A 22,645-nucleotide genomic window follows, 5' to 3' on the forward strand; every position below is an offset into this window, starting at 1 on the left:
TTATATTTTTTAAGTTATCTATAGGTTTTTTAATAAAAATTTACAAATATTCCGTGTCACAATAAGACTAGGGGAATAAATACTCATTGTGTAAAGGAGAGAGTTATGGTAGCACTCACCGAAAAAACTGAAAAACGGCTCACCATACAGACTGCGGAAATTGCTCAAGATACCACAGCAATTCGCTCTCTAGATTGGGAACGCGATCGCTTTGATATTGAGTTTGGTCTGCAAAATGGTACTACTTATAACTCATTTCTCATACGCGGTGAGCAGATAGCCTTAGTTGATACTTCCCATGAAAAGTTTCGTAAACTTTATTTTGATACCCTGACAGGGTTAATTAATCCCACAGATATCAACTATTTGATTGTCAGTCATACCGAGCCAGACCACAGTGGCTTAGTCAAAGATTTGTTACAGATGGCTCCAGATATTACAGTCGTCGCCTCAAAAGTTGCCATCCAGTTTCTCGAAGATTTAGTACATCAACCATTTAAGCGGAAAATCGTTAAGAACGGCGATCGCTTAGATTTAGGTAACGGTCACGAATTTGAGTTTGTCATTGCCCCCAATTTACACTGGCCAGACACCATCTTTAGTTTTGACCACAAAACCCAAACCCTATACACCTGCGACGCTTTCGGAATGCACTACTGTTCCGATATTGTCTTTGATGAAGACTTAAAAACCATAGAACCAGACTTTCATTACTATTATGAATGCCTGATGGGGCCAAATGCGCGATCGGTACTATCTGCCCTCAAGCGCATGGGAGAATTGCCAAGCGTGAAAATGATTGCCACTGGTCACGGGCCACTACTCTACCATAACGTCGAGGAACTCACCGGACGTTATCGCACTTGGAGCCAAAACCAAAGCAAAGCAGAAACCAGCATAGGTGTATTTTACGTTTCCGAGTATGGCTATAGCGATCGCCTAGCCCAAGGAATTATTAACGGTATTAGCAAAACTGGTGTCGGTGTAGAAGTTGTAGACTTGGGTTCAGCAGTAGATTTACAAGAATTACGCGAACTAGTTGGGCGTTGTGCTGGACTGGTAATTGGGATGTCTCCGGCTGCTAGTGCAGCTAGTATTCAAGGCGCACTCAGCACCATTTTAGGGTCTGCCAACGAAAAACAAGCCGTAGGTATATTTGAAACCGGTGGCGGCGATGATGAACCCATAGACCCGCTATTAAGCAAATTCCGTAACCTGGGCTTAACAACCGCCTTCCCCGCCATTCGCATTAAACAAACACCCACGGAAAACACCTACAAACTGTGTGAAGAAGCAGGCACAGATTTGGGACAATGGGTAACACGCGATCGCAGCATCAAAGCCATGAAATCCTTGGGTGCTGACCTAGATAAAGCACTAGGAAGACTGAGTGGCGGCTTATATATCATCACAGCCAAAAAAGGCGACGTTTCCAGCGCCATGTTAGCCTCATGGGTAAATCAAGCCAGCTTCAAACCATTAGGATTTTCCATTGCCGTAGCCAAGGATAGAGCTATTGAATCACTAATGCAAGTAGGCGATCGTTTCGTCTTAAATGTATTAGAAGAAGGCAATTATCAGCCACTCATGCGCCACTTCTTAAAACGATTCGCCCCTGGTGCAGACCGTTTTGAAGGAGTCAAAACCCAGCCCGCCGAAAACGGCGCACCCATCCTCGGCGACGCTTTAGCATACATGGAATGCGAAGTAGTCAGCCGTATGGACTGCGGCGACCACTGGGCAGTATACAGCACAGTCTACGCCGGACGCGTTTCCAAACCCGAATCTCTAACAGCAGTCCACCACCGCAAGGTAGGAAATCATTATTAGTGAAACGCGACTCCATTTATTGCGCTTCAAGTGTCAGTTGTTAGTCGTCAGTTGTCAGTTGTGGAAATGATCTGGTCTAATACCCCAATCCCTAACGGGTGGTTTTTACATATCTTTGCTACTGACTACTGACCACTGACAAAACTCTATCCCCTTGTGAGTAGAGTTTTTATATCATCGCTTTTTTACCGAGTCGCTAACCTATTTGTACCGTAATCAGTATCAATATGATGACTGGTATTGTGTGGTAATTTTTCCAACTCGCAATCTGGAACCAAGGGACACAATCACTCATCGCATATTTTTAAACAGCGCACTCTATAATTACCCAAATCGGTAAAGATTCGTTCTCTACAATTGACTGACTAAACAACCGCCAAGAGCGATCGCTCCCTCAAATCAAAACTCCGGTACTGGAATAGTTATAAAATGTTAGAAGTGAGGCTAGCGAACAGGGAATAAGCGAGCAATTGCCAAATATCTGGAATTATTACCCTGCCACAAGGCTACTCTTCTACCAGAAGCGAACATTATCTTATCCATAGTAAATACCGAAAATTCAATCAAACCAATTAGGCTTTAATTGTAAATGTGTAGTTATTTGTAGCAATTGCTGTTTAATTGCTCAAAAATGTTTAAAAACAAAGAAATTATTTAAAAACTATGTCAGAAACCAAACCAAGAGACGTGCAAGTCCTACCTATTGGTACAGATACAACTGTAATGCGATCGCGCAGTTGGACAAGATTAAGATTTGAAATTGAGTACGCTTTAGCTAAGGGAACCACGGCTAACTCTTATTTAATCCAAGGTAATAAGCTAGCGCTGATTGACCCTCCAGGGGAAACCTTCACACAGATTTATCTGGATGCGTTGCAAAAACGACTAGATGTCACAGAAATCGATTATGTTATTCTCGGTCACGTTAACCCCAACCGGGCCGCGACCTTAAAAGCTTTACTAGAAATAGCACCGCAAATTACCTTTGTCTGTTCTAATCCAGGGGCGATTAATTTGCGCGGGGTGCTAGAAAACCCGGATTTACCAATACTGATTATGCGGGGTGAGGAAACCCTCGATTTAGGGAAAGGACATGATTTACAATTCATCCCCACACCTAACCCCCGCTACGCCGATGAATTGTGTACCTACGACCCCCAAACCGAAATTATCTATACAGATAAGCTATTTGGGGCGCACATTTGCGGAGACCAAGTATTTGATGAAGGTTGGGAAGCAATCAACGAAGACCGCCGTTACTATTATGATTGCTTGATGGCTCCCCATGCCCGACAAGTGGAAACAGCCTTAGATAAACTTGCAGATTTCCCGGCGCGAGTGTACGCCACTGGTCACGGCCCCTTGGTGCGTTACGGCTTAATTGAACTTACCCACGCCTACCGCGAATGGAGTCAACAACAAACTTCTGCTGACTTGACAGTAGCTCTAATTTATGCTTCAGCTTATGGCAACACAGCTACTTTAGCCCAGGCGATCGCTCGTGGCATTACCAAAGCCGGTGTTGCGGTAGAATCAATTAACTGTGAATTTGCCGACCCAGAAGAAATTAGTGCAGCCGTAGAAAAATCTGCTGGTTTTGTTATGGGTTCTCCTACCCTTGGTGGTCATGCACCCACACCAGTGCAAACAGCTTTAGGTATTGTCTTATCCACCGCTACTAATAATAAATTAGCTGGTGTGTTTGGTTCCTTTGGTTGGAGTGGTGAAGCCGTTGATTTAATTGAAGGTAAGCTCAAAGATGCCGGTTATAGGTTTGGTTTTGACTCCATCCGCGTCAAGTTCAAACCCAACGAAGTCACCTTGCAAATGTGCGAAGAAGCCGGAACCGACTTTGCCCAAGCCTTGAAGAAAGCCAGGAAAGTCCGGACTCAAAGTGTACCAGCCACAAATGTAGAACAAGCCGTAGGACGAATAGTCGGGTCACTTTGCGTTGTTACCGCCAAGCAAGGGGAAGTATCCAGCGCCATGTTAGCCTCTTGGGTTGCCCAAGCCAGCTTTAATCCTCCCGGCTTAACCATTGCCGTAGCCAAAGACCGTGCAGTAGAAACCCTGACCCATACCGGGAATAAATTTGTTCTCAATGTTTTAAAAGAGGGAAATCACCTGGGATTGATGAAACACTTCCTCAAACCCTTTAGCCCTGCACAAGATAGATTTGCTGATGTGGCGACAGCAGAGGCTGAAAACGGTAGTCCTATACTGAAAGATGCTTTAGCATATTTGGAATGTTCAGTCCAAAACCGCATGGAATCAGGTGACCACTGGCTAGTTTATGCAACTGTAGAGAATGGCAAAGTCCTAAATCAGGACGGTGTTACAGCCGTGCATCATCGCAAATCAGGTAACCATTATTAAAGACTGTTTTAATTACTTTTTGGGTTGAACTATGCAGTGTTAATGAAGAGAGAAACACTGTAATTTATATTGCGAAAAAAAGGTGATACAACCCTGACAACGAAATCAAACCTACAGTTCGTAACTACGAATTATCAACTCAGCTACAGTTAACTGCTGAAGCTGAACTTACGCTTCTTAAATCGGGTGCGAATACAACTGTGTATTTAAAAGGTGATGCACCAGAACAATTCATGTGAGTTTTATCACGCCGACGGGGAGACCACCAGGAATCTGCCTTTATAGTCAGATTTGTGCCATTCCATGACAGGCTAGTAACCGCTAAAGAGTTACTTTTGCCATCACTCGGCTTTTTAGCAGATAAATAACTTGCCGAGGTAACACTACCATTGCTGGGATTAATCCGAGCGATTACCGCCACTTTTGCACCGCCACCGCTACCATAGCTAGTCAACCAACCTTGAGTAGCAAAGCGACGAAAATCGTTACCTGTTTGAGTACCTGTGGAAGTGAAAACACCATATAGATTACTTCCTCCATCCCAATACAGTCCGTAGCCTGTACCGTCGTCTCCTGTGGTTTCATAGTCACTACGACACCATGTTTTGAACCCATTATCAAAACGGATAATCCGTGGGTCTTTGTTGTTGGATGATACTTGCTGATAACCGATGTAAATATTGGTCAGGCCTATCGTTACTTTAGGGCCATTTTTAGCCTTGATACTCGCCTCAGAGTCATTGCAGGTAAAGGTCACAGCCTTACCGACAGATGATTTGATAGTCGTTTGGGCAATGGCTGAAGGAATCGCTAAATCAGCTGCTAAGAATGCGGCTGAAGATAAGACAGCCAGATACTTTGACCAATGGCGATATTTAATCATTGAACCTGTCCTAATTATTTTCAAAAAAGAATTTAAGAGTCAGGAGCCATAAGTAGACAGATAGTCTGTCGCCGCCAGCTATCCTAACTCTTATGGATTCGGAGTGTAAAATAAGACCTTAACATAATTTTCACAAAAGGCAAACTTTTTTATAAATTGCTTTTTTGTATTGATGTGTAAGCTTTTTAAAACGCTTATATATGATTTTACACAGTATTTACACTTAAATGCTTTACAGGCTGTACTTGAGTGTTGATAGTTTTATCTCAGTAATTGATTCCTCTTATACCCTGCTTTTTTATCCTAAATTCAAGGGTTGCAATCCCCGACTCCAACTGTCTTTAATGCGCGAATTTTGCGGAAAGTTCTGTAGGAGGGGTTTCCCGCCGTAGGAAACTTTTCAAGACGAATTTTGAATTTTGAATTGTTAAGGCTAGTTGCCATTGACACAATCAAATTAAATGGGGTAGGATTGTATGCTGTTCAAAGATTTATGACAGCTAAACTAGGCCAGAGCTTTATCAATAACGTTAGTGGCTGATATTCTCTAAAAAATGCCTAGCAGCCATTTTTTGTTGTTTATTAACGAGGTGAATATGGCAAAGCGCCGTAACCCGAAAAAAGAAAAGGCGCTACGGAACCAGGCATACGCCAGAAAGTTTCGTAAACGGACTACAACCGGAAGAATGCAAAGAAGGTTCCAGCAAAGAACACCTAAGAGTGAGGAAGAAGAAGGCGCAGCAGCAGTTGATGCTGAATAATTCGTCTATTCAGATTTTGATTCTTTAAGTGTTTTATTTTTTAGGGTGTACGTCTTGTACACCCTTGTTTTTTAGGCTTTGTGTGTTAGTTGTCAGTTGTCAGTTGTCAGTTGTCAGTTGTCAGTTGTGTTTGGATCTAGGCTAATAATCCCTGCACCCTTACACCCCTACTCTCCAATTTCCTCACGCGCCGCACTGACGGCTTTACTCACCTGGGCAAAACCAGTACCACCGTAACTGTTACGTGCAGCTACAACTTGACGAGGGGAGATGGCTTCATAAATATCGGTGGCAAATGCTGGATGTATTTCTTGCCATTCTTCTAAGGTCAAATCTTTTAAAAGTTTGCCAGCAGCAATACTGGTTTTGACGACTTTACCCACGATATTATAAGCTTCGCGGAAGGGAACGCCCCTGGCTGCTAGATAATCTGCGACATCGGTAGCGTTAGAGAAATCTTGTGTGACAGCTTCAGCTAGGCGCTGAGTCCGGAATTCCAAACCCTCCTGTAGCAAGATTGTCATGGCTTCCAGGCAAGCCTTAACTGTGTTAACGCTGTCAAATAAACCTTCTTTGTCTTCTTGTAGGTCTTTGTTATAGGCCAGAGGTAATCCTTTCATGATTACCAACATTGCTTGGAGATGACCAAATACACGCCCAGTTTTTCCCCTGACTAATTCTGGTACGTCGGGGTTTTTCTTTTGAGGCATAATGCTGGAACCTGTTGCACAGCTATCTTTGAGGGTGACAAAGCGGAATTCTTCTGATGCCCAAAGAATAATTTCTTCAGAAAGACGGCTCAGGTGAACCATAATCAAACTAGCCGCACACAAAAATTCAATGGCAAAATCGCGATCGCTCACTCCATCCAAGCTATTCTCGTAAATACGCTCAAACTGCAACAGTTTGGCTGTGTAGTGGCGGTCAATGGGAAAGGTAGTCCCAGCTAAAGCACCACACCCCAAGGGCGAAATATTCACCCGGCGATAAACATCACCCAAGCGTTCCCAGTCCCGTTGTGCCATGTGGAAATAAGCCAACAAGTGATGAGCTAAACTCACAGGCTGAGCGCGTTGTAGGTGAGTGTAACCAGGAATGAGAGTTTCAACGTTTTGTTCAGCTATATCTAGTAAGACCCTCTGAAATTCCCGTAATTGGGTTTTGATTTGCGAAATTTGGTCACGTAGGTAAAGTCTTGTATCCGTACCTACTTGATCGTTACGCGATCGCGCAGTATGTAATTTCTTACCTACATCTCCAACAATCTCTGTTAACCGTCGCTCCACTGCAAAATGGACATCTTCCGCATCGATACCAGGCTGAAATTTACCCTGGCGATATTCTTCACGAATTTGTTCTAAACCTGCAACTAGTTGTTCTCCTTCTGCCGGCGAAATAATCCCCGTATGCGCCAACATTTGGGCATGAGCTTGAGAGCCTGTAAGGTCGTATTCTATTAATTCTATGTCAAAGCTTATACTGGCATTAAAAAGAGCGATCGCTGGATGTAGAGCCGATTCAAATCGCTGACTCCAAGTTTGTTTTTCAGTCATAAATACAAAGGGACTGGGGATTAGGGACTGGGGACTAGGGATTGGGTAAATTTTCTTTCTCCTGCTCCCTAACCTTTCAGCTTACTATTTATCGTTATTCCCTACTCCCTACCCCCTAGCCCTCACCATTGTCAACCGTACTTAGTCAGATTACGAAAAATATAGCCAATCACTAAACCAATCAACAGCGCCCAGACTTGACCTGTCTGGACAAAATGATTCCAGGTTTTTTGGATCTGACCAACAACGTTAGGATCGGTCACATTCTGCGCCAGTATAGGGAAATTTACAGAAAAATACCCAACAGTCTCAAATATTAAATCGTTAAAGTAGTTCATCTGAGGTAACTAAGGTAAAGCCTAGAGATTAGAGGTTAAGAACTAGGGAAATTACCCAGTCCCCAATCCCCAATTTCCAATTACCTTGATGTCATAACTCAAGATTCTAGCGATGCCAACCGCAATTTCTCTGCTGTCCGCAAAATTTGCCCAGCCAACACGGCTGCACCAAAACCATTATCTATATTGACTACTCCTACACCCGCAGCACATGAATTGAGCATTGTCAATAAAGGTGCTAAACCGCCAAAACTAGCACCATAACCCACACTAGTAGGTACAGCGATTACAGGACAATTAGCCAAACCAGCCACCACACTGGGTAACGCGCCTTCCATTCCCGCAACGACAATTAACACTGATGCTGATTCAATCAGATGGCGATTACTCAGCAAGCGATGAATCCCGGCGACACCTACATCCCAAAGACGCTGTACACGAAAACCAGATAGTTCGGCTGTCACGGCTGCTTCCTCAGCCACGGGTAAGTCAGCAGTACCCGCAGAAAGAATACTGATAATCCCTGCAAACCGTGGTTCGATAGTCGGGGGAGTGATAGCGCAAATTTTTGCCAACTCGTAGTAACGTAAATCTCTAATTTTCGGTTGCAATAGAGTATAAACGCCTGGTTCAATGCGGGTAGCCATTACTACCGGATTGCGCTGACGCATCACCTCCATAATCTGCACAATTTGTTCTGGTGTTTTACCTAGCCCCCAAATTACTTCCGGGAAACCAGTTCTCAGATGACGGTGATGATCAATTTTGGCAAACTCACCCACAGGTTCATAGGCTAGGTCTTTGAGAGAGTTTAAAGCCTTATCTGGGGTAACTTTACCATTGGCAACCGCCTCTAGGAGCGATCGCAAAGCTTCAGGTTGAGTCACGGTAATTTTGGGTAATGTGGTGATGGGTAATGGGTAATGGGTAATGGGTAAAAGTTTTCTTACTTACCAATTACCCATTACCAGTTACCTACTTAACTATTTTGATTTCGTACAAGTTCCAGAATGCGCCGCCTAGTGCTGAGAAGCGAATACCTGCAAAGCGATCGCGTACTGCGGATAATGAATATGGATTTACCAAGTAAATGAATGGTAAATTCTCTTGAGTGATTTTTTGGGTTTCGGCATAGATTGTTTTACGTTTGGTTTCGTCCAACTCCCTAGCACCTTGAATGTATAGTTGACCAATTTTCGCTTCCCACGGTGCTACTTCCCAACCTGTGATGGGTTTTTGTCCTGCTTGGGGCTTTTGGTTAAACATATGTAATCCCCCTTCGGGATTCCAGACGTTAGCACCATCATTCGGTTCTAAACCGCCAGTCAAACCCAGCATAGAAGCTTCCCAATCTAAAGTATTCGCCAGCTTGTCTGTATAAGTATTCCATGCCAAGGGTGTAAAATCTACCTGTATGCCGATTTTGCTCAAGTCCTGTTTAATTTGCGAACCCATGGCCTCACGAATCTTGTTACCAGCATTCGTCAGCAGTGTAAAGCGGACTCGATTACCGTCAGAGTCTAACAACTGATTTTGAGCATTATATTTAAAGCCCGCTTTCAATAATAATTGCTTGGCTTTTTCTAAGTTGTAATCGTAAACCTTTAACCCTTCTTTGGGCGACAAATAATAAGGACTCTGCACAGAAATTGGTGAATCTTGCGTTTGACCCAAACCCCGATAAATATTATTAATCATCGTTTGGCGGTCAACTGCATAAGCCACAGCTTGGCGAAATTCTACCGTATTAAACCAACGAGACTTTACTGGATCAACCAGTGGTTTACCGTCTCTTTGACCCTTATTCAAGTTAAATAATATAAAAGTTGTCCCAGCCGCCGGGCCGCCATTATATATCTTGAAATTGCCTTGCTTTTCTTGCACCTTCAGCAGAGAAAAATAGTCTGGGGAAACACCAATACTATCCAAACCACCAGAGCGAAACTGGAGTAACGAGGTATCTGTTGATTCGACAATTTGCCACACTAATCGTTCAATATAAGGTTGAGCTTCACCTTTAGGCCCTTTACGCCAATAGTAAGGATTACGTCGGAAAACTACACGTTCACTGGTGTCATAACGCTCCAATTTGTACAAACCATTCCCGACGATTTGGTCTGGTGGTGTATCTACCCCCCATTTTTGCAGAAACTTAGGCTTACCCTCACTATCTTTGGTTTGTATAGATTCTCGCAGTGCATGGGCTGGTAAGATTGCCGCACTCGTCGCACTACGTAAAAAAGGCGCAAACGGTTCGGGAACAGCAAACTCAACTCGACGACTATCAACTTTTCTCACAGTTGGCAGTTTCCGACTTTCACCAATCCTCATAATATCTCTAACATCTGTAGGAATGGCTTCGTTAAAGTAAATGTCATTGTAAGTAAATACAACATCATCTACAGTTAGTGGTTGCCCATCCGACCACTTTAAACCCTCACGGAGAGTAAAAACAATTTTTAATTTATCATCAGAAATTGTCCAAGATTCTGCTAAAGCTGGTTCCACTTCACCAGTATCATAATTTTCGCTGATTAATCCCTCATAAATCAAACCAAAAACATTAGGTGATTCCGAACTTAAAGGATAGTTAAAAGTTTTAGGATCACTGAGAATACTAGTTACTAATTGCGGGATTTGAGCAGCCGAACTTTTAAAATTCGATGGGTTACAAGCTGCAACTGTAACTGCTGTAAATGCAGCCAAAATTATGAGTATCCAAAAACGCTTAATTAAGGAAATGAGATTATTTGTATATGGCATAAATTTAGATGCACTAATAGTTGATTTAATATTTTATCTATGTTGCATTTTTGCCTGCATTCTCCATCTTCCAATTTTGAGTTAATTAACCGGATCAGAACTTACCAACAAGACAACAGCATAAGCACAAATACCCTCTTCTCGTCCCACAGGGCCTAATTTTTCATTAGTTGTAGCTTTGACACCAATTTGATTTGGTTCTAATTGCAAAACATTGGCTAGTTTGTCACGCATAGTTTTAATGTGTGGTTTCAACTTTGGCCGTTCTGCAACTACTACCGAGTCAATGTTACCTATACGCCAACCTTGAGCGCGAATTAACTCATTGACCTGATTTAACAAAACTAAACTATCTGCCCCAGCCCATTGGGGATCAGTCGGGGGGAAATAATGACCAATATCTCCCAAAGATAATGCCCCCAACATGGCATCCATAATGGCATGAGTGAGGACATCCGCATCACTATGTCCCAATAAACCCAGTTCATGGGGAATATGGACACCACCTAAAATCAAAGCGCGATCGCTCACTAATCTGTGAATATCGTAGCCGTTACCAATTCTTATACTCATAGTCATTAGTCATTAGTCATTAGTCAGTTGTTATTTCTCCCCCTGCTCCCTGCTCCCCTGCTCCCTGCTCCCCGGCTTCTTCTCTTGTTGCCATTTTTCTAGCAAATCAGGGCGGCGATCGCTGGTTCTTTTAATCTGTTGTTCATAGCGCCATTGGGAAATGGCGGCGTGATTTCCAGATAACAAGACATCAGGGACTTTCCAGCCGCGAAAGTTTGCCGGACGGGTGTACTGGGGATAATCTAATAAACCCTCCTCAAAACTTTCCGCAGTCAAGGATTCTGTTTTGGCCACAGTTCCAGGTAACAATCGCACCACTCCGTTAATTAATGCCATTGCCGGAATTTCTCCCCCCGTGAGGATGAAATCCCCCAAAGATACCTCACGAGTAACTAAATGTAATACCCTATCATCTACCCCTTCGTAATGCCCACAAATTACTACTAATTGCTCATAATTGCTGACCAATTCTCGTAATAGCGGCTGATCAATTGTTTGACCTTGGGGACTCATCAAAATAACTTCTCGGCGCTCTAAAATCGGCAGCGACTCTACAGCACTAAAAATCGGTTCTGGTTTCATCAACATCCCTACACCGCCACCATAAGGCTCGTCATCTACCTTGCGGTGTTTATCTGTAGTGAAATCTCTAGGATTTACCAAATTCACTTGGGCAATTTGTTTGGCAAGAGCTTTACCCAGCAGGCCGGAACTAAGAACTGAGGTAAAACAGTCAGGAAAAAGTGTAACTATATCAAAACGCACAGTAATTCGTATTCGAGAACACTAATCTTAGATTTGAATGACTATCAAACACAAGATGCTTATACAGGGTAAAAGTACAGATAGGCTTTCACAATAGTATCTAAAAGTACTAGAACTGTTGCTTTTTCTTGGGATCAAAAGTTTTTCTAATTACTTAATTTATGTTTAAATATTGTGACAACTACCATTTAAATAAATAATCTAACCAGGTTAACAACTTACAGGATGCGTCGAGCCAGCCTCAGAAAATGTGTGTAATGACCTGCTCACTCCTATCCCAGATGGGAAAACTAATTCCTAGCGCCAGAGGGGAACCTGAACCCCAAGCACTAACGAGCCAGTCTGGAAAAAGTGGACAGGTGAAGAACAAGGCGCTGGCTTTGGGGACACGGGACATACAAATCATGAGGCTTTGTGTGTATATGTTGCAGTGTCCTCAGGAAAAAAGCAAAGTGCGAACATCATCAGGCTCCTAAACCTTGTTAAATTCACACGCCATTCGCCACAAGTCGGGAAACCCGTCCACAGCGATGGCTCCTAAAGTTGTTGACAGGAGAAACACAATGCCGCAATTACAAGCTAAATCGCTGGAAATGAGGACACCCCAAGCAACTAAGACCGCCGTTCTCGTAATCGGAGGCGCAGAAGATAAAGTTCATGGACGTGAAATCCTGAGAACTTTTTTTGGACGAGCTGGTGCAAGCAAAGCCTATATTACAATTATTCCATCTGCCTCCCGCGAACCTGCAATTATTGGTGGACGGTATATTCGCATTTTTGAAGAAATGGGTGCTGAAAAGGTCGAAATTTTAGACATCCGTGAACGAGAACAATGCGAATCTTCACAGGTAAGGGCATCCCTCGAAGCCTGTAGTGGTGTTTTCTTAACCGGAGGAGACCAACTGCGCCTGTGTGGTGTATTGTCTGATACGCCAGTAATGGAAATAATCCGACAGCGAGTGAGAGGCGGGCAACTAACTCTGGCAGGCACAAGTGCTGGGGCAGCAGTGATGGGGCATCACATGATTGCTGGCGGCGGTAGTGGTGAAACACCTAATCGTTCCCTGGTGGATATGGCAACAGGTTTGGGATTAATTCCCGAAGTGATTGTTGATCAACATTTCCACAACCGCAATCGGATGGGTCGCCTCATTAGTGCGGTCGCTGCTCACCCCGATAGACTAGGTATTGGCATTGATGAAGATACTTGTGCTGTATTTGAACGCGATGGTTGGCTCCAAGTCTTGGGTAAAGGCAGCGTCACCATTGTCGATCCCACCGAACTCACCCACACCAACGAACCCCACGTTGGCGCTAACGAACCTTTAACCGTGCATAACTTACGTCTGCATATCCTCAGTTATGGCGATCGCTTCCATCTGTACCAAAGGACTGTATTGCCTGCGGTACACCGGATCTCCAGCTGACGGAATAGAGTACCTGAGGTTAGACTGAATTGATCTTTAATTTATTTCCTGCTGTAGAAAAATCAGAGGAATACCATGTAAAAAGATAAAAACTGTTTTTCATGAACAGTTTAGCGATCAATTCCAGTAAGAAACTAGAATTTTGGTTCCGAATCTCCATCTACCTATTCCCATGAGAATCCTCAAGATCCAGACCTTACGCGGCCCAAACTACTGGAGCATTCGACGCCACAAACTGATCGTCATGCGCCTCGATTTGGAAACCCTTGCCGAGACGCCATCAAATGAAATCCCCGGATTTTATGAAGGATTAGTAGAGGCGCTGCCAAGTCTGGAAGGTCATTATTGCTCGCCCGGCTGTCATGGTGGTTTTTTGATGAGAGTGCGAGAAGGCACCATGATGGGTCATATCGTGGAACACGTAGCCCTAGAACTCCAAGAATTAGCTGGAATGCACGTGGGCTTTGGTCGTACCCGTGAAACTGCCACACCTGGAATTTATCAGGTAGTAATCGAGTATTTAAACGAGGAAGCGGGACGCTATGCTGGACGAGCAGCTGTCAGGTTGTGCCAAAGCATTGTAGATCGCGGTCGATACCCCAAGGCAGAACTAGAGCAAGATATACAAGACCTGAAAGATTTATGGCGTGATGCTTCCCTGGGTCCCTCCACCGAAGCAATTGTCAAAGAAGCCGAGAAACGTGGTATCCCTTGGATGCAGCTGAGCGCACGCTTTTTGATTCAACTAGGCTATGGCGTGAATCATAAGCGGATGCAGGCCACCATGACCGATAAAACGGGTATTTTAGGCGTAGAACTAGCTTGCGATAAAGAAGCAACCAAACGCATCTTAGCCGCATCTGGTGTGCCGGTACCCAGGGGTACAGTGATTAATTTCTTGGATGATTTGGAAGAAGCCATCGAATATGTTGGCGGTTATCCGATTGTCATCAAGCCCCTAGATGGCAATCATGGACGCGGTATTACAATCGATATTAGAAGTTGGGAAGAAGCTGAAGCCGCTTACGAAGCAGCGAGACAAGTTTCCCGGTCAATCATTGTTGAGCGATATTACGTTGGGCGCGACCACAGAGTACTAGTGGTAGATGGTAAAGTCGTGGCCGTTGCCGAACGTGTACCAGCTCATGTGATTGGTAACGGTCGCTCCACCATCGCCGAACTAATAGAGGAAATCAACCAAGACCCCAACCGTGGCGACGGACACGATAAAGTCCTCACTAAAATAGAACTAGACCGTACCAGTTACCAACTACTCGAAAGGGCAGGTTACACACTCAACAGCGTGCCACCAAAAGGCACGATTTGTTATTTAAGGGCAACCGCCAACCTGAGTACAGGTGGTACTGCTGTAGACAGGACAGACGAAATTCACCCAGAAAACATCTGGTTAGCCCAAAGAGTAGTCAAGATTATCGGTTTGGACATCGCCGGACTCGATATCGTCACTACCGACATTAGCCGCCCCTTGAGGGAATTAGACGGTGTAATTGTCGAAGTCAACGCTGCGCCGGGCTTTAGAATGCACGTAGCTCCTAGCCAAGGCATTCCCCGCAACGTTGCCGGCGCAGTGATGGATATGCTCTTCCCCAACGAACAGTCCGGCCGCATTCCCATCCTCAGTGTTACCGGCACTAACGGTAAAACCACCACTACCCGCCTGCTGGCACACATTTATAAGCAAACCGGAAAAGTAGTAGGCTATACAACTACTGATGGAACATATATCGGTGATTACTTAGTTGAATCTGGTGATAACACTGGGCCTCAAAGCGCTCACGTCATCTTACAAGACCCAACCGTCGAGGTTGCAGTTTTGGAAACAGCCCGTGGCGGTATTTTGCGCTCTGGCTTAGGCTTTGAGTCTGCTAATGTGGGTGTGGTGTTAAATGTGGCGGCAGATCACTTAGGAATTGGTGACATTGACACTATTGATCAGTTGGCTAACCTGAAAAGCGTGGTGGCGGAATCTGTGTATCCTGATGGCTATGCAGTACTCAACGCCGACGATCGCCGCGTTGCTGCAATGGCAGAAAAAACCAAAGCCAATATCGCTTACTTCACCATGAATCCCGACTCGGAACTGGTGCGGAAACATATCCAGAAGGGCGGAGTTGCAGCAGTCTATGAAAATGGCTATCTGTCAATCGTCAAAGGCGATTGGACACACCGCATCGAAAGGGCAGAACAAATCCCCTTGACAATGGGTGGACGCGCACCATTTATGATCGCTAACGCCTTAGCCGCGAGTTTGGCAGCTTTTGTACAGAACGTCTCCATTGAGCAAATTCGTGCTGGCTTAAGAACCTTCCGGGCTTCCGTGAGTCAAACCCCAGGACGGATGAACTTATTCAATTTGGGCAACTACCACGCCTTAGTTGACTATGCTCACAACCCAGCTAGTTACGAAGCTGTAGGCGCATTTGTACGTAACTGGACAAGTGGACAACGTATTGGTGTAGTCGGTGGGCCTGGCGATCGCCGGGACGAAGATTTTGTCACCTTAGGCAAACTAGCCGCCGAGATTTTTGATTACATCATTGTCAAAGAAGACGACGATACTAGAGGTAGACCAAGGGGTTCAGCCTCTGCATTGATAACCAAAGGCATCACCCAAGTTAAGCCAGATGCTCGTTATGAGTCCATTCTGGATGAAACACAAGCAATTAACAAGGGCTTGGATATGGCTCCCGCGAACGGTTTGGTGGTCATCCTACCGGAAAGCGTTAGCCGTGCTATTAAGTTAATTAAACTGCGTGGATTAGTCAAAGAGGAGATACAGCAACAAAATCCCTCGACAACCGTTATAGATAACCAAAATGGCGTAGCATCTTCTTCTGTAATTAATACTTTGCTGTAGTCGATAGTAGAGATGTGGTCATTCCCATCTCCACTATTGACCGTTGCTGAATCTTCTTAATTGGAATTTCTTATTTTTCTTCTTCCGGGTTGGTATCCTCACTAGGAGTTTTCAACTCCTCTTTAAAACCTCTCAAGGTTTTACCTAGTGCGCTTCCCAGTTCGGGAATTTTTTTTGGGCCGAATATGACAACGGCCACGACGACAATGATTGCGATTTCCGGCCATCCTAGTCCAAACATAATTATTATTCCTCCTTAATTAACTATAAAGCTAAGGCTGAAACTCTTGAGATTGCTTTGGAGAGATTGAGTTTGCAGTGGAAAAGGCGATGGCGTTCCGCAAAATCCTTGCGTAAGTCCTATATTTTCACAGTTGATATGGATTCTAGAGACATAGAAATTTATGCAATCGGAGCGAGAGGGGATGTTTATAAATAGAGATTCATTCTCGCTGGATGGGGATATTTAACCAATCGCTTAATTCTTGGGCTAGCCATTCTAGTTCTGTTTCTGATTGAATGGCTGTGTTAGTTCCCAGTTGATATTTCTGCACTCCAGCCCAAATCTCTAATTGTGCTGGTACTTGAGTTTTAGCACCTTCAGAATCTTTTGTTAAATGTCTGGATATGTAAACTAATTTGGTAATACTTTCTTTTGATGCAGGGCGAGGACGATGGAATTTCCAACCAAATAATTCATGGGTGAAAGTAATTTGTTCTCTATTCAAGCGTAGCCGATTACGCCCCAATAGACTGAGGAGAAAAGTGGAAGCCATAAAATAGCCAGCACCCCAAAAAGGCAGGGAAAATAAAGCAAAGGGGATGTTTACTGGGAAAGGCGCTGAGAGTGCGCCTATTGTCCAAAATAAGATGAAAGAATTCCAGGCGATCGCAAATAGTCCCATAAATACCATCGATGGCTGAAAACCAACGGGGGGAATCAATATTTCTAGAGAATCTGCATCTTTAGTTAGTTGAATTTTGCTCCACTTTGGTTTACCAATAACTAACTGACTATGAGTGAGAAGATGTGAACTTTCTAATGCTTTGAGCGCTTGCTGTGCTGAACTGAAGCGTCTTTCTACACTGGGTTCAGTCATCGTCTTTAACCAAGCCGTCAAACCCGGACTGAGGTTAGCTACTGACTCAAATTGGATACGAAAATCTTTTTGGGGTAAATCTGCTGGGTGAGTACCTGTTACCAAATAAATTAATGTTGCCCCTAAACTATAAAGGTCAGACGCTGTGACTGTACGTCCACCAAATTGTTCTGGGGGCATATATCCATAGGTTCCTACTACAGTCCTTGTCCCACCTTCTGTACCCAAAGCCGTCTGTACAGAACCAAAATCTACTAGATACACTTGACCGACATGATTACCAGAACGCTCTCCTAACAAAATATTGCTAGGCTTAATATCACGGTGAATAACAGGCGGATACAACCCATGTAGATATATGAGAATCTCTAAAATTGCTGTGGCTATTTGTTTAATATCAGATTCACTAAAACTACGCCCAGATTGTAAGTATTGCTCTAAAGTTTGGGCTGAGATATAACTCTGTACAAGGGCAAACCCTTTGATAGTAGGGGAATTTACCTCAAAATAGTCCAAATATTGCGGAATATGGGGATGAGATAAAGACTTGAGAGTTTCAGCTTCACGCTCAAACAGCTTGAGATCATCCCACTCAAAGTCACTGCTAAAAGCCAGCAGCTTGACAATTACTAATTCACCAGTGACAACATTTTTAGCGAGTAATGTCCGCCGTCCTGCTTTTTTTCCTAATAGCTGTTGAATCTCGTAGCGAGTGTTGAAAATTTCTCCAAGCATAATCATTGCTTATAACGCTACGTTTATAACTTGCCAAATTAAACAAACTAATACCCCTAATATATTGTATTGTTCTATGCCTTCCCAACTTTGGCCTTATGTTACCCCTGGTATCCCCGATGAATTCTTCGAGCATTTGCCGGGAATCCCCCTCACTCAGCGAGAAATTAGACTGTTGTTAATTTCTCAGCTACGTTTAGAACCTGACTCGGTTTTATGGGATATTGGGGCAGGGACAGGTACAATTCCTGTCGAAGTGGGGCTACTATGTCCAAAAGGACAGATTATTGCTGTGGAACGAGACGAAGAAGTCGCAAATTTAATTAAACGCAATTGCGATCGCTTTGATGTGAAAAATGTAGAAATAGTGGAAGGTAGCGCCCCCGAATGTCTACATAATATTAAAACTGCTCCTCATCGTGTCTGTATTGAGGGAGGAAGACCGATTCAAGAGATTTTACAAGCAGTCTGGCAATATTTACCATCATCAGGCAGAGTTATCGCCACAGCCTCTAACCTCGAAAGCTTGTATGCTATTTCTCAGAGCTTTTCTCAATTACAAGCGAGAAACATTGAAGTTGTTCAGTCCGCCGTCAATCGCTTAGAAACACGAGGATTTTCTCAAACCTTTGCCGCAGTTGATCCCATTTTTATCCTCAGTGGTGAGAAACTAGACTAGGGACTGGGGACTAGGAAGAGTAGATGAGAATGGAGAGTAGGGGGAGCAAAAGAGAAAACAAACCCCCAGTACCCAATCCCCAGTACCCAATCCCCATTACCCCTTATCCCCAGTACCCAACCCCGAATACTTCTATGCCTTGGTCTCGGATTATTAGTGGAATTGTTGCGATCGCCCTTGCTTTAGTTGCTGTCCTGTTGGGGGGTTGGTATTTCACCATCATGCTGGCGATTGTTGTTTTCTTAGGACAACAGGAATATTTTGATTTAGTTCGCACTAGAGGTATTTTGCCAGCTGCGAAAACCACTTTATTCCTTAGTCAAGTTTTACTAGTTACTTGTACTGTGGACAGCAATTTAGTTGATGCTGTCATGCCTATTGCAGGTACATTTATTTGCTTTTATTTACTATTTCAACCGAAAATGGCCACAATCGCCGATGTTTCGGCATCGATTATGGGGCTTTTTTATGTCGGGTACTTACCGAGTTATTGGGTGCGGTTGCGTTCAATTGGTACCACAGCCATCAGTAATTTACCTTTAGGGGGCTACTGGCCAGGAAGTTTGACAGATATTCTTGAAGAAAGAAATTTTGCCTCTCTACCCCAAGGTTTGAAAATCACAGTGCTGACATTTCTGTGCATCTGGGCAGCAGACATTGGTGCATATACTATTGGTAAATTCTTCGGCAAAACTCGTCTGTCTGATATCAGCCCGAAAAAAACAGTGGAAGGTGCTGTTTTTGGGATCAGTGCTAGTTTAGCAGTAGCTCTGGCTGGCGCTTACTACCTTCACTTACCCAAATTTCTTTTGACTGGAACAATTTTAGGCTTACTAATTGGCTTGGCTAGTCTTTTGGGCGATCTTACTGAGTCAATGCTAAAGCGTGATGCTGGTGTAAAGGACTCTGGACAATTGATCCCCGGTCATGGTGGCATTTTAGATCGCACAGATAGTTATATCTTCACTGCCCCTTTGGTTTACTATTTCGTCACGCTCATTTTGCCATTGCTTAGTCAATAGTTCAGTGGTCAGTGGTCAGTGGTCAGTGGTCAGTGGTCAGTTATCATTCTTCTTTACTTCCCTTGATCCCCCTGCCTCCTGCCCACTCTATAATCACGGATTAACATTAACTTGTCCGCGACAAAGCAACTGTCCAGGTGCAAGCTTCAGTTCTTGGATATCAACATCTGAGCCAAGATCCACATTGAGGGGATCGCTATTTTCTAATAGGGTGACTTGGTTTTGTTGAACTTGGATTTGCGATAACTGCAATTTTTGCCCACTGAGTAAGTCTAAGTGTAAGCAAATTTCCAGGGGTATAGGTTCACTTGCAGATGTTAGGATAGCATTCAGTTTGATCTGCTGATGATCCAGAATAATTTTTTGCCAAAGAATATGCTTGGATTTTGACCAATATTCTGGTAAAAGTTTATCCAGTACATCATTTAAAGCAGTCGATAATAGCCCAGATGAGAGGGAAGTATTCAAATCTGTCTCATCTATGATTAACTCACCACTTACGGGTACTACCTGTAATAATTGCAGGGGTTGACCTTTGAGTACTTGACCGATGTTAATTTGAATATTCTCTGCTGCAAGTTTAATTTGTGTAATATGGAGGTCTTGATAGATGGCATGACTGGCAAATATAGAAACCCAGGGAATACAACCGGAGAGAAGTTGGCGATCGCTGGCTTTTATTTCTACTTCCAGATCAGAGATTTGACTGACTTGCGATCGCAACCACAATTTTAAAGCTGTGGTCAACACGTTCGTAATAATGCGGATTTTGTTTAAACCTCTTTTTTGGGAATTATTCTCTGGCATTTAACCACTCTATAAATGCGTATTTGCTGGGTAATTAACCGAACTTTAAATAAGCCTTAACTGTAACATCTATGGCTAATATCTACAAAACGCCAAGATTATGATTGTTCTTTAGGCTCTCAAATTATCAACCGTAATTTATCGTAAATTCAAGGGTTTAAAACCCTCATCAAAAACAAGCAGTCTCAGTTGAGTGAATGACTGTTGCCCAAACTCTAGCTGTTTTGAATTTTGTAGCGCTTGTGTTTCCTGTAGGGTATTTTGAATTGTCAAATATGGAGGCTAGGTTACAAAAAGTTCTTGCTCAATGGGGTATCGCCTCTCGTCGGGAGGCAGAAGAAATGATACGGCGATCGCGTGTGCAGATAAATGGCACATTGGCTGAATTAGGTCAAAAAGTTAACCCAGAAAGGGATATAATTACAGTTGATGGCAAGTCAGTATCAGCTCAAAGGCATCACCGTCTAACGTACTTATTATTAAACAAACCCACCGGAGTAGTTTCTACTTGCTACGATCCACAGGGTAGAAAAACTGTGTTAGATTTATTGCCAGAAGAATTACGTAAGGGTTCGGGTCTTCACCCAGTTGGTCGCCTAGACGCATATTCTACAGGAGCATTAATACTGACCAATGATGGAGATTTGACATTTAAGCTGACTCATCCCAGTCATAATATTCCCAAGACTTATCAAATTTTAGTGAAAGGTCATCCCCCAGAAGCAGTGCTAAAAATGTGGCGGGAGGGTGTGCTGTTAGATGGGAGAAAAACCCGCAAAGCCAAGGTAAGCTTGCTAGAAAGTCTGGCAGAAAAAAGTCGTTTAGAAATCGTTTTGCAGGAGGGACGCAATCGCCAAATTCGCCGTGTAGCAGAACAATTAGGGTATCCAGTAATTAAATTACATCGTACGGCGATCGGTTCAATTCAATTACAAACATCAAAACAACCATTATTGCGTGCTGGGAATTACCGCATTCTTCGAGATGACGAGATTCGTAGTTTACAGGAACAGTTAAAACATATTCCTACGCAACGAATCAAAGTTCAAAACCCCCAACCGTAAAGATATTTAGTTATCAACTGTCAACTAACACTCAATCCTATTAAGAGATTCAGCTGAGGTAAGGAGTTTAGATAAGTCATGAAATGGCTAAAAAGAAAGCAAGATGAGCAACCGCAACTTTCGTTAGACCAACAAAGAGCCGACAAACTAGCCGAATTGGGCGCTCAATTATGGGCTTCCCGGCAAGAAAAGGGTTTATCTCTAGAAGAAATGGTCGCCATCACTAGAATCCCTCGGCGATTGTTGCAAGCAATTGAAGAAGGTAATCTCAACGATTTACCAGAACCAATATATATTCAAGGTTTGATTAGACAATTTGCTGATGCACTTGGCTTTAATGGTGTGGAATTTTCTAGCCAGTTCCCTGTTGTTTCCGAGCAAAAGAAACTTCAGCCTGTAGGCGAATCCCCATCGATTAGTTTATTACGTCCTATTCATCTTTACTTACTTTACATACTGGTTATCGTCTGCTCTGTTAGTGGCTTGTCGCAATTATTAAATAACGCTGCGTTGCGGGCGAACGATAATGAGAACACGCCACAGGTTAATCAAGAAACAGTAGCCGATTCCCAACAGAAGTTAATTAAAACTGAACCTGTAAGCGATCGCATCACCAAAGAGAAAAACAATCAATCAGTACAGATTGGTGTCACTCTCAAAGCATCATCATGGATTCGTGTCATAGCTGATGGGAAAACAGAATTTGAAGGAACTTTACCAGAAGGTACTCATCGAGTGTGGAAAGCGCAAGAACAACTAACAGTGAAAACCAATAACGCTGGTGGTGTGCTGATGAGTGTTAATCAGCAAGCAGCCAAAGAAATGGGAGAACTAGGTGAAGAGGAAGAAATTAAGATTGCAGCTCAACCTGAATTGTAGAAAGGGTATAAAGGTATGGGGGTATAGGGGTGTAGGTATTAAATCTACACCCCTACACCCTCAAACCGAATGTCACTAAGAAAACGTGAAACTCATGCTGTAACTGGGTATAGGGGTCAGAAGAAGAACAGTCTTGATAAGGTATCTTGACTTAATTATTAGTTTTTTCCTCTACACCCTTACACCCGGTCTCAACAAAAATCTGGGTGCGT

At 43.5% G+C, this 22,645-nt stretch carries 19 protein-coding genes and 1 pseudogene; 10 read left to right on the forward strand and 10 right to left on the reverse strand.

Features of this window, described 5'->3' with window-relative positions:
* Positions 1–105: 105 nt before the first annotated feature.
* The 3 genes and pseudogenes from GSQ19_RS14290 to GSQ19_RS14300 all read left to right on the forward strand — a co-directional run bounded on the left by GSQ19_RS14290 (position 106) and on the right by GSQ19_RS14300 (position 4,206).
* The gene (locus tag GSQ19_RS14290) at positions 106–1,830 is read left to right on the forward strand and encodes a diflavin flavoprotein (RefSeq protein WP_011318604.1); all 1,725 of its coding nucleotides are present in this window, start codon (positions 106–108) and stop codon (positions 1,828–1,830) included.
* Positions 1,831–1,993: 163 nt separating this feature from the next.
* Positions 1,994–2,143 (forward strand): annotated as a pseudogene (locus GSQ19_RS14295) (DUF2887 domain-containing protein); the annotation flags it as partial.
* 350 nt (positions 2,144–2,493) lie between these two features.
* Positions 2,494–4,206: a diflavin flavoprotein gene (locus GSQ19_RS14300; protein ID WP_011318605.1), complete on the forward strand. Its 1,713-nt coding sequence runs from the start codon at positions 2,494–2,496 to the stop codon at positions 4,204–4,206.
* Between the two features lie 139 nt (positions 4,207–4,345).
* Here GSQ19_RS14300 and GSQ19_RS14305 read toward each other — a convergent pair whose 3' ends face one another.
* Positions 4,346–5,089, reverse strand: a complete 744-nt coding sequence (locus GSQ19_RS14305) for a hypothetical protein (RefSeq protein ID WP_011318606.1) — start codon at positions 5,087–5,089, stop codon at positions 4,346–4,348.
* A 596-nt stretch (positions 5,090–5,685) separates the two neighbouring features.
* On the opposite strand from GSQ19_RS14305, the gene GSQ19_RS29740 reads away from it, so the two are divergent.
* Complete coding sequence (locus GSQ19_RS29740) at positions 5,686–5,850, forward strand: hypothetical protein (RefSeq protein ID WP_010998029.1); 165 nt, start codon at positions 5,686–5,688, stop codon at positions 5,848–5,850.
* A 167-nt stretch (positions 5,851–6,017) separates the two neighbouring features.
* Here the strand turns inward: GSQ19_RS29740 and argH are convergent, their stop codons facing one another.
* From argH to trmD, 6 genes are all read right to left on the reverse strand, one after another.
* Positions 6,018–7,403, reverse strand: coding sequence for an argininosuccinate lyase (gene argH / locus GSQ19_RS14310; protein WP_011318609.1), 1,386 nt, complete (start codon positions 7,401–7,403; stop codon positions 6,018–6,020).
* Between the two features lie 131 nt (positions 7,404–7,534).
* Positions 7,535–7,741 carry a hypothetical protein gene (locus GSQ19_RS14315; protein ID WP_011318610.1) on the reverse strand — a complete coding sequence of 69 codons (207 nt, stop codon included), beginning with the start codon at positions 7,739–7,741 and terminating at the stop codon, positions 7,535–7,537.
* Positions 7,742–7,839: 98 nt separating this feature from the next.
* Complete coding sequence (larB, locus tag GSQ19_RS14320; RefSeq protein WP_011318611.1) at positions 7,840–8,628, reverse strand: nickel pincer cofactor biosynthesis protein LarB; 789 nt, start codon at positions 8,626–8,628, stop codon at positions 7,840–7,842.
* An 88-nt stretch (positions 8,629–8,716) separates the two neighbouring features.
* Positions 8,717–10,504 carry an ABC transporter substrate-binding protein gene (locus tag GSQ19_RS14325; RefSeq protein ID WP_011318612.1) on the reverse strand — a complete coding sequence of 596 codons (1,788 nt, stop codon included), beginning with the start codon at positions 10,502–10,504 and terminating at the stop codon, positions 8,717–8,719.
* 81 nt (positions 10,505–10,585) lie between these two features.
* Entirely contained in the window at positions 10,586–11,083 is a 498-nt protein-coding gene (gene ispF / locus GSQ19_RS14330; protein ID WP_011318613.1) for a 2-C-methyl-D-erythritol 2,4-cyclodiphosphate synthase, read from the reverse strand.
* Positions 11,084–11,107: 24 nt separating this feature from the next.
* Positions 11,108–11,842: a tRNA (guanosine(37)-N1)-methyltransferase TrmD gene (trmD, locus tag GSQ19_RS14335; RefSeq protein ID WP_011318614.1), complete on the reverse strand. Its 735-nt coding sequence runs from the start codon at positions 11,840–11,842 to the stop codon at positions 11,108–11,110.
* A gap of 563 nt (positions 11,843–12,405) precedes the next feature.
* On the opposite strand from trmD, the gene GSQ19_RS14340 reads away from it, so the two are divergent.
* Positions 12,406–13,269 (forward strand): cyanophycinase, encoded by an 864-nt coding sequence (locus GSQ19_RS14340; protein ID WP_011318615.1) that lies wholly within the window; start codon positions 12,406–12,408, stop codon positions 13,267–13,269.
* A 172-nt stretch (positions 13,270–13,441) separates the two neighbouring features.
* Positions 13,442–16,147, forward strand: a complete 2,706-nt coding sequence (cphA, locus tag GSQ19_RS14345) for a cyanophycin synthetase (protein WP_011318616.1) — start codon at positions 13,442–13,444, stop codon at positions 16,145–16,147.
* Between the two features lie 70 nt (positions 16,148–16,217).
* Here cphA and tatA read toward each other — a convergent pair whose 3' ends face one another.
* Complete coding sequence (tatA, locus tag GSQ19_RS14350; RefSeq protein WP_011318617.1) at positions 16,218–16,388, reverse strand: twin-arginine translocase TatA/TatE family subunit; 171 nt, start codon at positions 16,386–16,388, stop codon at positions 16,218–16,220.
* Positions 16,389–16,590: 202 nt separating this feature from the next.
* Positions 16,591–17,982 carry a serine/threonine protein kinase gene (locus tag GSQ19_RS14355; RefSeq protein WP_041456135.1) on the reverse strand — a complete coding sequence of 464 codons (1,392 nt, stop codon included), beginning with the start codon at positions 17,980–17,982 and terminating at the stop codon, positions 16,591–16,593.
* Positions 17,983–18,058: 76 nt separating this feature from the next.
* On the opposite strand from GSQ19_RS14355, the gene cbiT reads away from it, so the two are divergent.
* Together cbiT and GSQ19_RS14365 are read left to right on the forward strand one after the other, a co-directional pair.
* Positions 18,059–18,661: a precorrin-6Y C5,15-methyltransferase subunit CbiT gene (cbiT, locus tag GSQ19_RS14360; RefSeq protein ID WP_011318619.1), complete on the forward strand. Its 603-nt coding sequence runs from the start codon at positions 18,059–18,061 to the stop codon at positions 18,659–18,661.
* 134 nt (positions 18,662–18,795) lie between these two features.
* Positions 18,796–19,683, forward strand: a complete 888-nt coding sequence (locus tag GSQ19_RS14365; RefSeq protein ID WP_041456708.1) for a phosphatidate cytidylyltransferase — start codon at positions 18,796–18,798, stop codon at positions 19,681–19,683.
* Positions 19,684–19,776: 93 nt separating this feature from the next.
* Here the strand turns inward: GSQ19_RS14365 and GSQ19_RS14370 are convergent, their stop codons facing one another.
* Positions 19,777–20,490 (reverse strand): LmeA family phospholipid-binding protein, encoded by a 714-nt coding sequence (locus tag GSQ19_RS14370; RefSeq protein ID WP_011318621.1) that lies wholly within the window; start codon positions 20,488–20,490, stop codon positions 19,777–19,779.
* 275 nt (positions 20,491–20,765) lie between these two features.
* Between GSQ19_RS14370 and GSQ19_RS14375 the strand changes: the two genes are divergently transcribed.
* The gene (locus GSQ19_RS14375; protein WP_041456710.1) at positions 20,766–21,554 is read left to right on the forward strand and encodes a pseudouridine synthase; all 789 of its coding nucleotides are present in this window, start codon (positions 20,766–20,768) and stop codon (positions 21,552–21,554) included.
* Between the two features lie 78 nt (positions 21,555–21,632).
* Complete coding sequence (locus GSQ19_RS14380) at positions 21,633–22,433, forward strand: helix-turn-helix domain-containing protein (RefSeq protein ID WP_011318623.1); 801 nt, start codon at positions 21,633–21,635, stop codon at positions 22,431–22,433.
* Positions 22,434–22,645: the final 212 nt, after the last annotated feature.

Source organism: Trichormus variabilis 0441, assembly GCF_009856605.1.
Taxonomy (GTDB): domain Bacteria; phylum Cyanobacteriota; class Cyanobacteriia; order Cyanobacteriales; family Nostocaceae; genus Trichormus; species Trichormus variabilis.

What these genes read in the sequence shown, in the direction of transcription:
- GSQ19_RS14290 (WP_011318604.1), top strand. Translation starts at nt 106, where the DNA reads ATGGTAGCACTCACCGAAAAAACTGAAAAACGGCTCACCATACAGACT.
- GSQ19_RS14305 (WP_011318606.1), bottom strand. Translation starts at nt 5,089, where the DNA reads ATGATTAAATATCGCCATTGGTCAAAGTATCTGGCTGTCTTATCTTCA.
- cphA (WP_011318616.1), top strand. Translation starts at nt 13,442, where the DNA reads ATGAGAATCCTCAAGATCCAGACCTTACGCGGCCCAAACTACTGGAGC.
- GSQ19_RS29740 (WP_010998029.1), top strand. Translation starts at nt 5,686, where the DNA reads ATGGCAAAGCGCCGTAACCCGAAAAAAGAAAAGGCGCTACGGAACCAG.
- GSQ19_RS14325 (WP_011318612.1), bottom strand. Translation starts at nt 10,504, where the DNA reads ATGCCATATACAAATAATCTCATTTCCTTAATTAAGCGTTTTTGGATA.
- GSQ19_RS14315 (WP_011318610.1), bottom strand. Translation starts at nt 7,741, where the DNA reads ATGAACTACTTTAACGATTTAATATTTGAGACTGTTGGGTATTTTTCT.
- cbiT (WP_011318619.1), top strand. Translation starts at nt 18,059, where the DNA reads ATGCCTTCCCAACTTTGGCCTTATGTTACCCCTGGTATCCCCGATGAA.
- GSQ19_RS14370 (WP_011318621.1), bottom strand. Translation starts at nt 20,490, where the DNA reads ATGCCAGAGAATAATTCCCAAAAAAGAGGTTTAAACAAAATCCGCATT.
- GSQ19_RS14375 (WP_041456710.1), top strand. Translation starts at nt 20,766, where the DNA reads ATGGAGGCTAGGTTACAAAAAGTTCTTGCTCAATGGGGTATCGCCTCT.
- argH (WP_011318609.1), bottom strand. Translation starts at nt 7,403, where the DNA reads ATGACTGAAAAACAAACTTGGAGTCAGCGATTTGAATCGGCTCTACAT.
- GSQ19_RS14365 (WP_041456708.1), top strand. Translation starts at nt 18,796, where the DNA reads ATGCCTTGGTCTCGGATTATTAGTGGAATTGTTGCGATCGCCCTTGCT.
- GSQ19_RS14340 (WP_011318615.1), top strand. Translation starts at nt 12,406, where the DNA reads ATGCCGCAATTACAAGCTAAATCGCTGGAAATGAGGACACCCCAAGCA.
- GSQ19_RS14300 (WP_011318605.1), top strand. Translation starts at nt 2,494, where the DNA reads ATGTCAGAAACCAAACCAAGAGACGTGCAAGTCCTACCTATTGGTACA.
- ispF (WP_011318613.1), bottom strand. Translation starts at nt 11,083, where the DNA reads ATGACTATGAGTATAAGAATTGGTAACGGCTACGATATTCACAGATTA.
- GSQ19_RS14355 (WP_041456135.1), bottom strand. Translation starts at nt 17,982, where the DNA reads ATGCTTGGAGAAATTTTCAACACTCGCTACGAGATTCAACAGCTATTA.
- tatA (WP_011318617.1), bottom strand. Translation starts at nt 16,388, where the DNA reads ATGTTTGGACTAGGATGGCCGGAAATCGCAATCATTGTCGTCGTGGCC.
- GSQ19_RS14380 (WP_011318623.1), top strand. Translation starts at nt 21,633, where the DNA reads ATGAAATGGCTAAAAAGAAAGCAAGATGAGCAACCGCAACTTTCGTTA.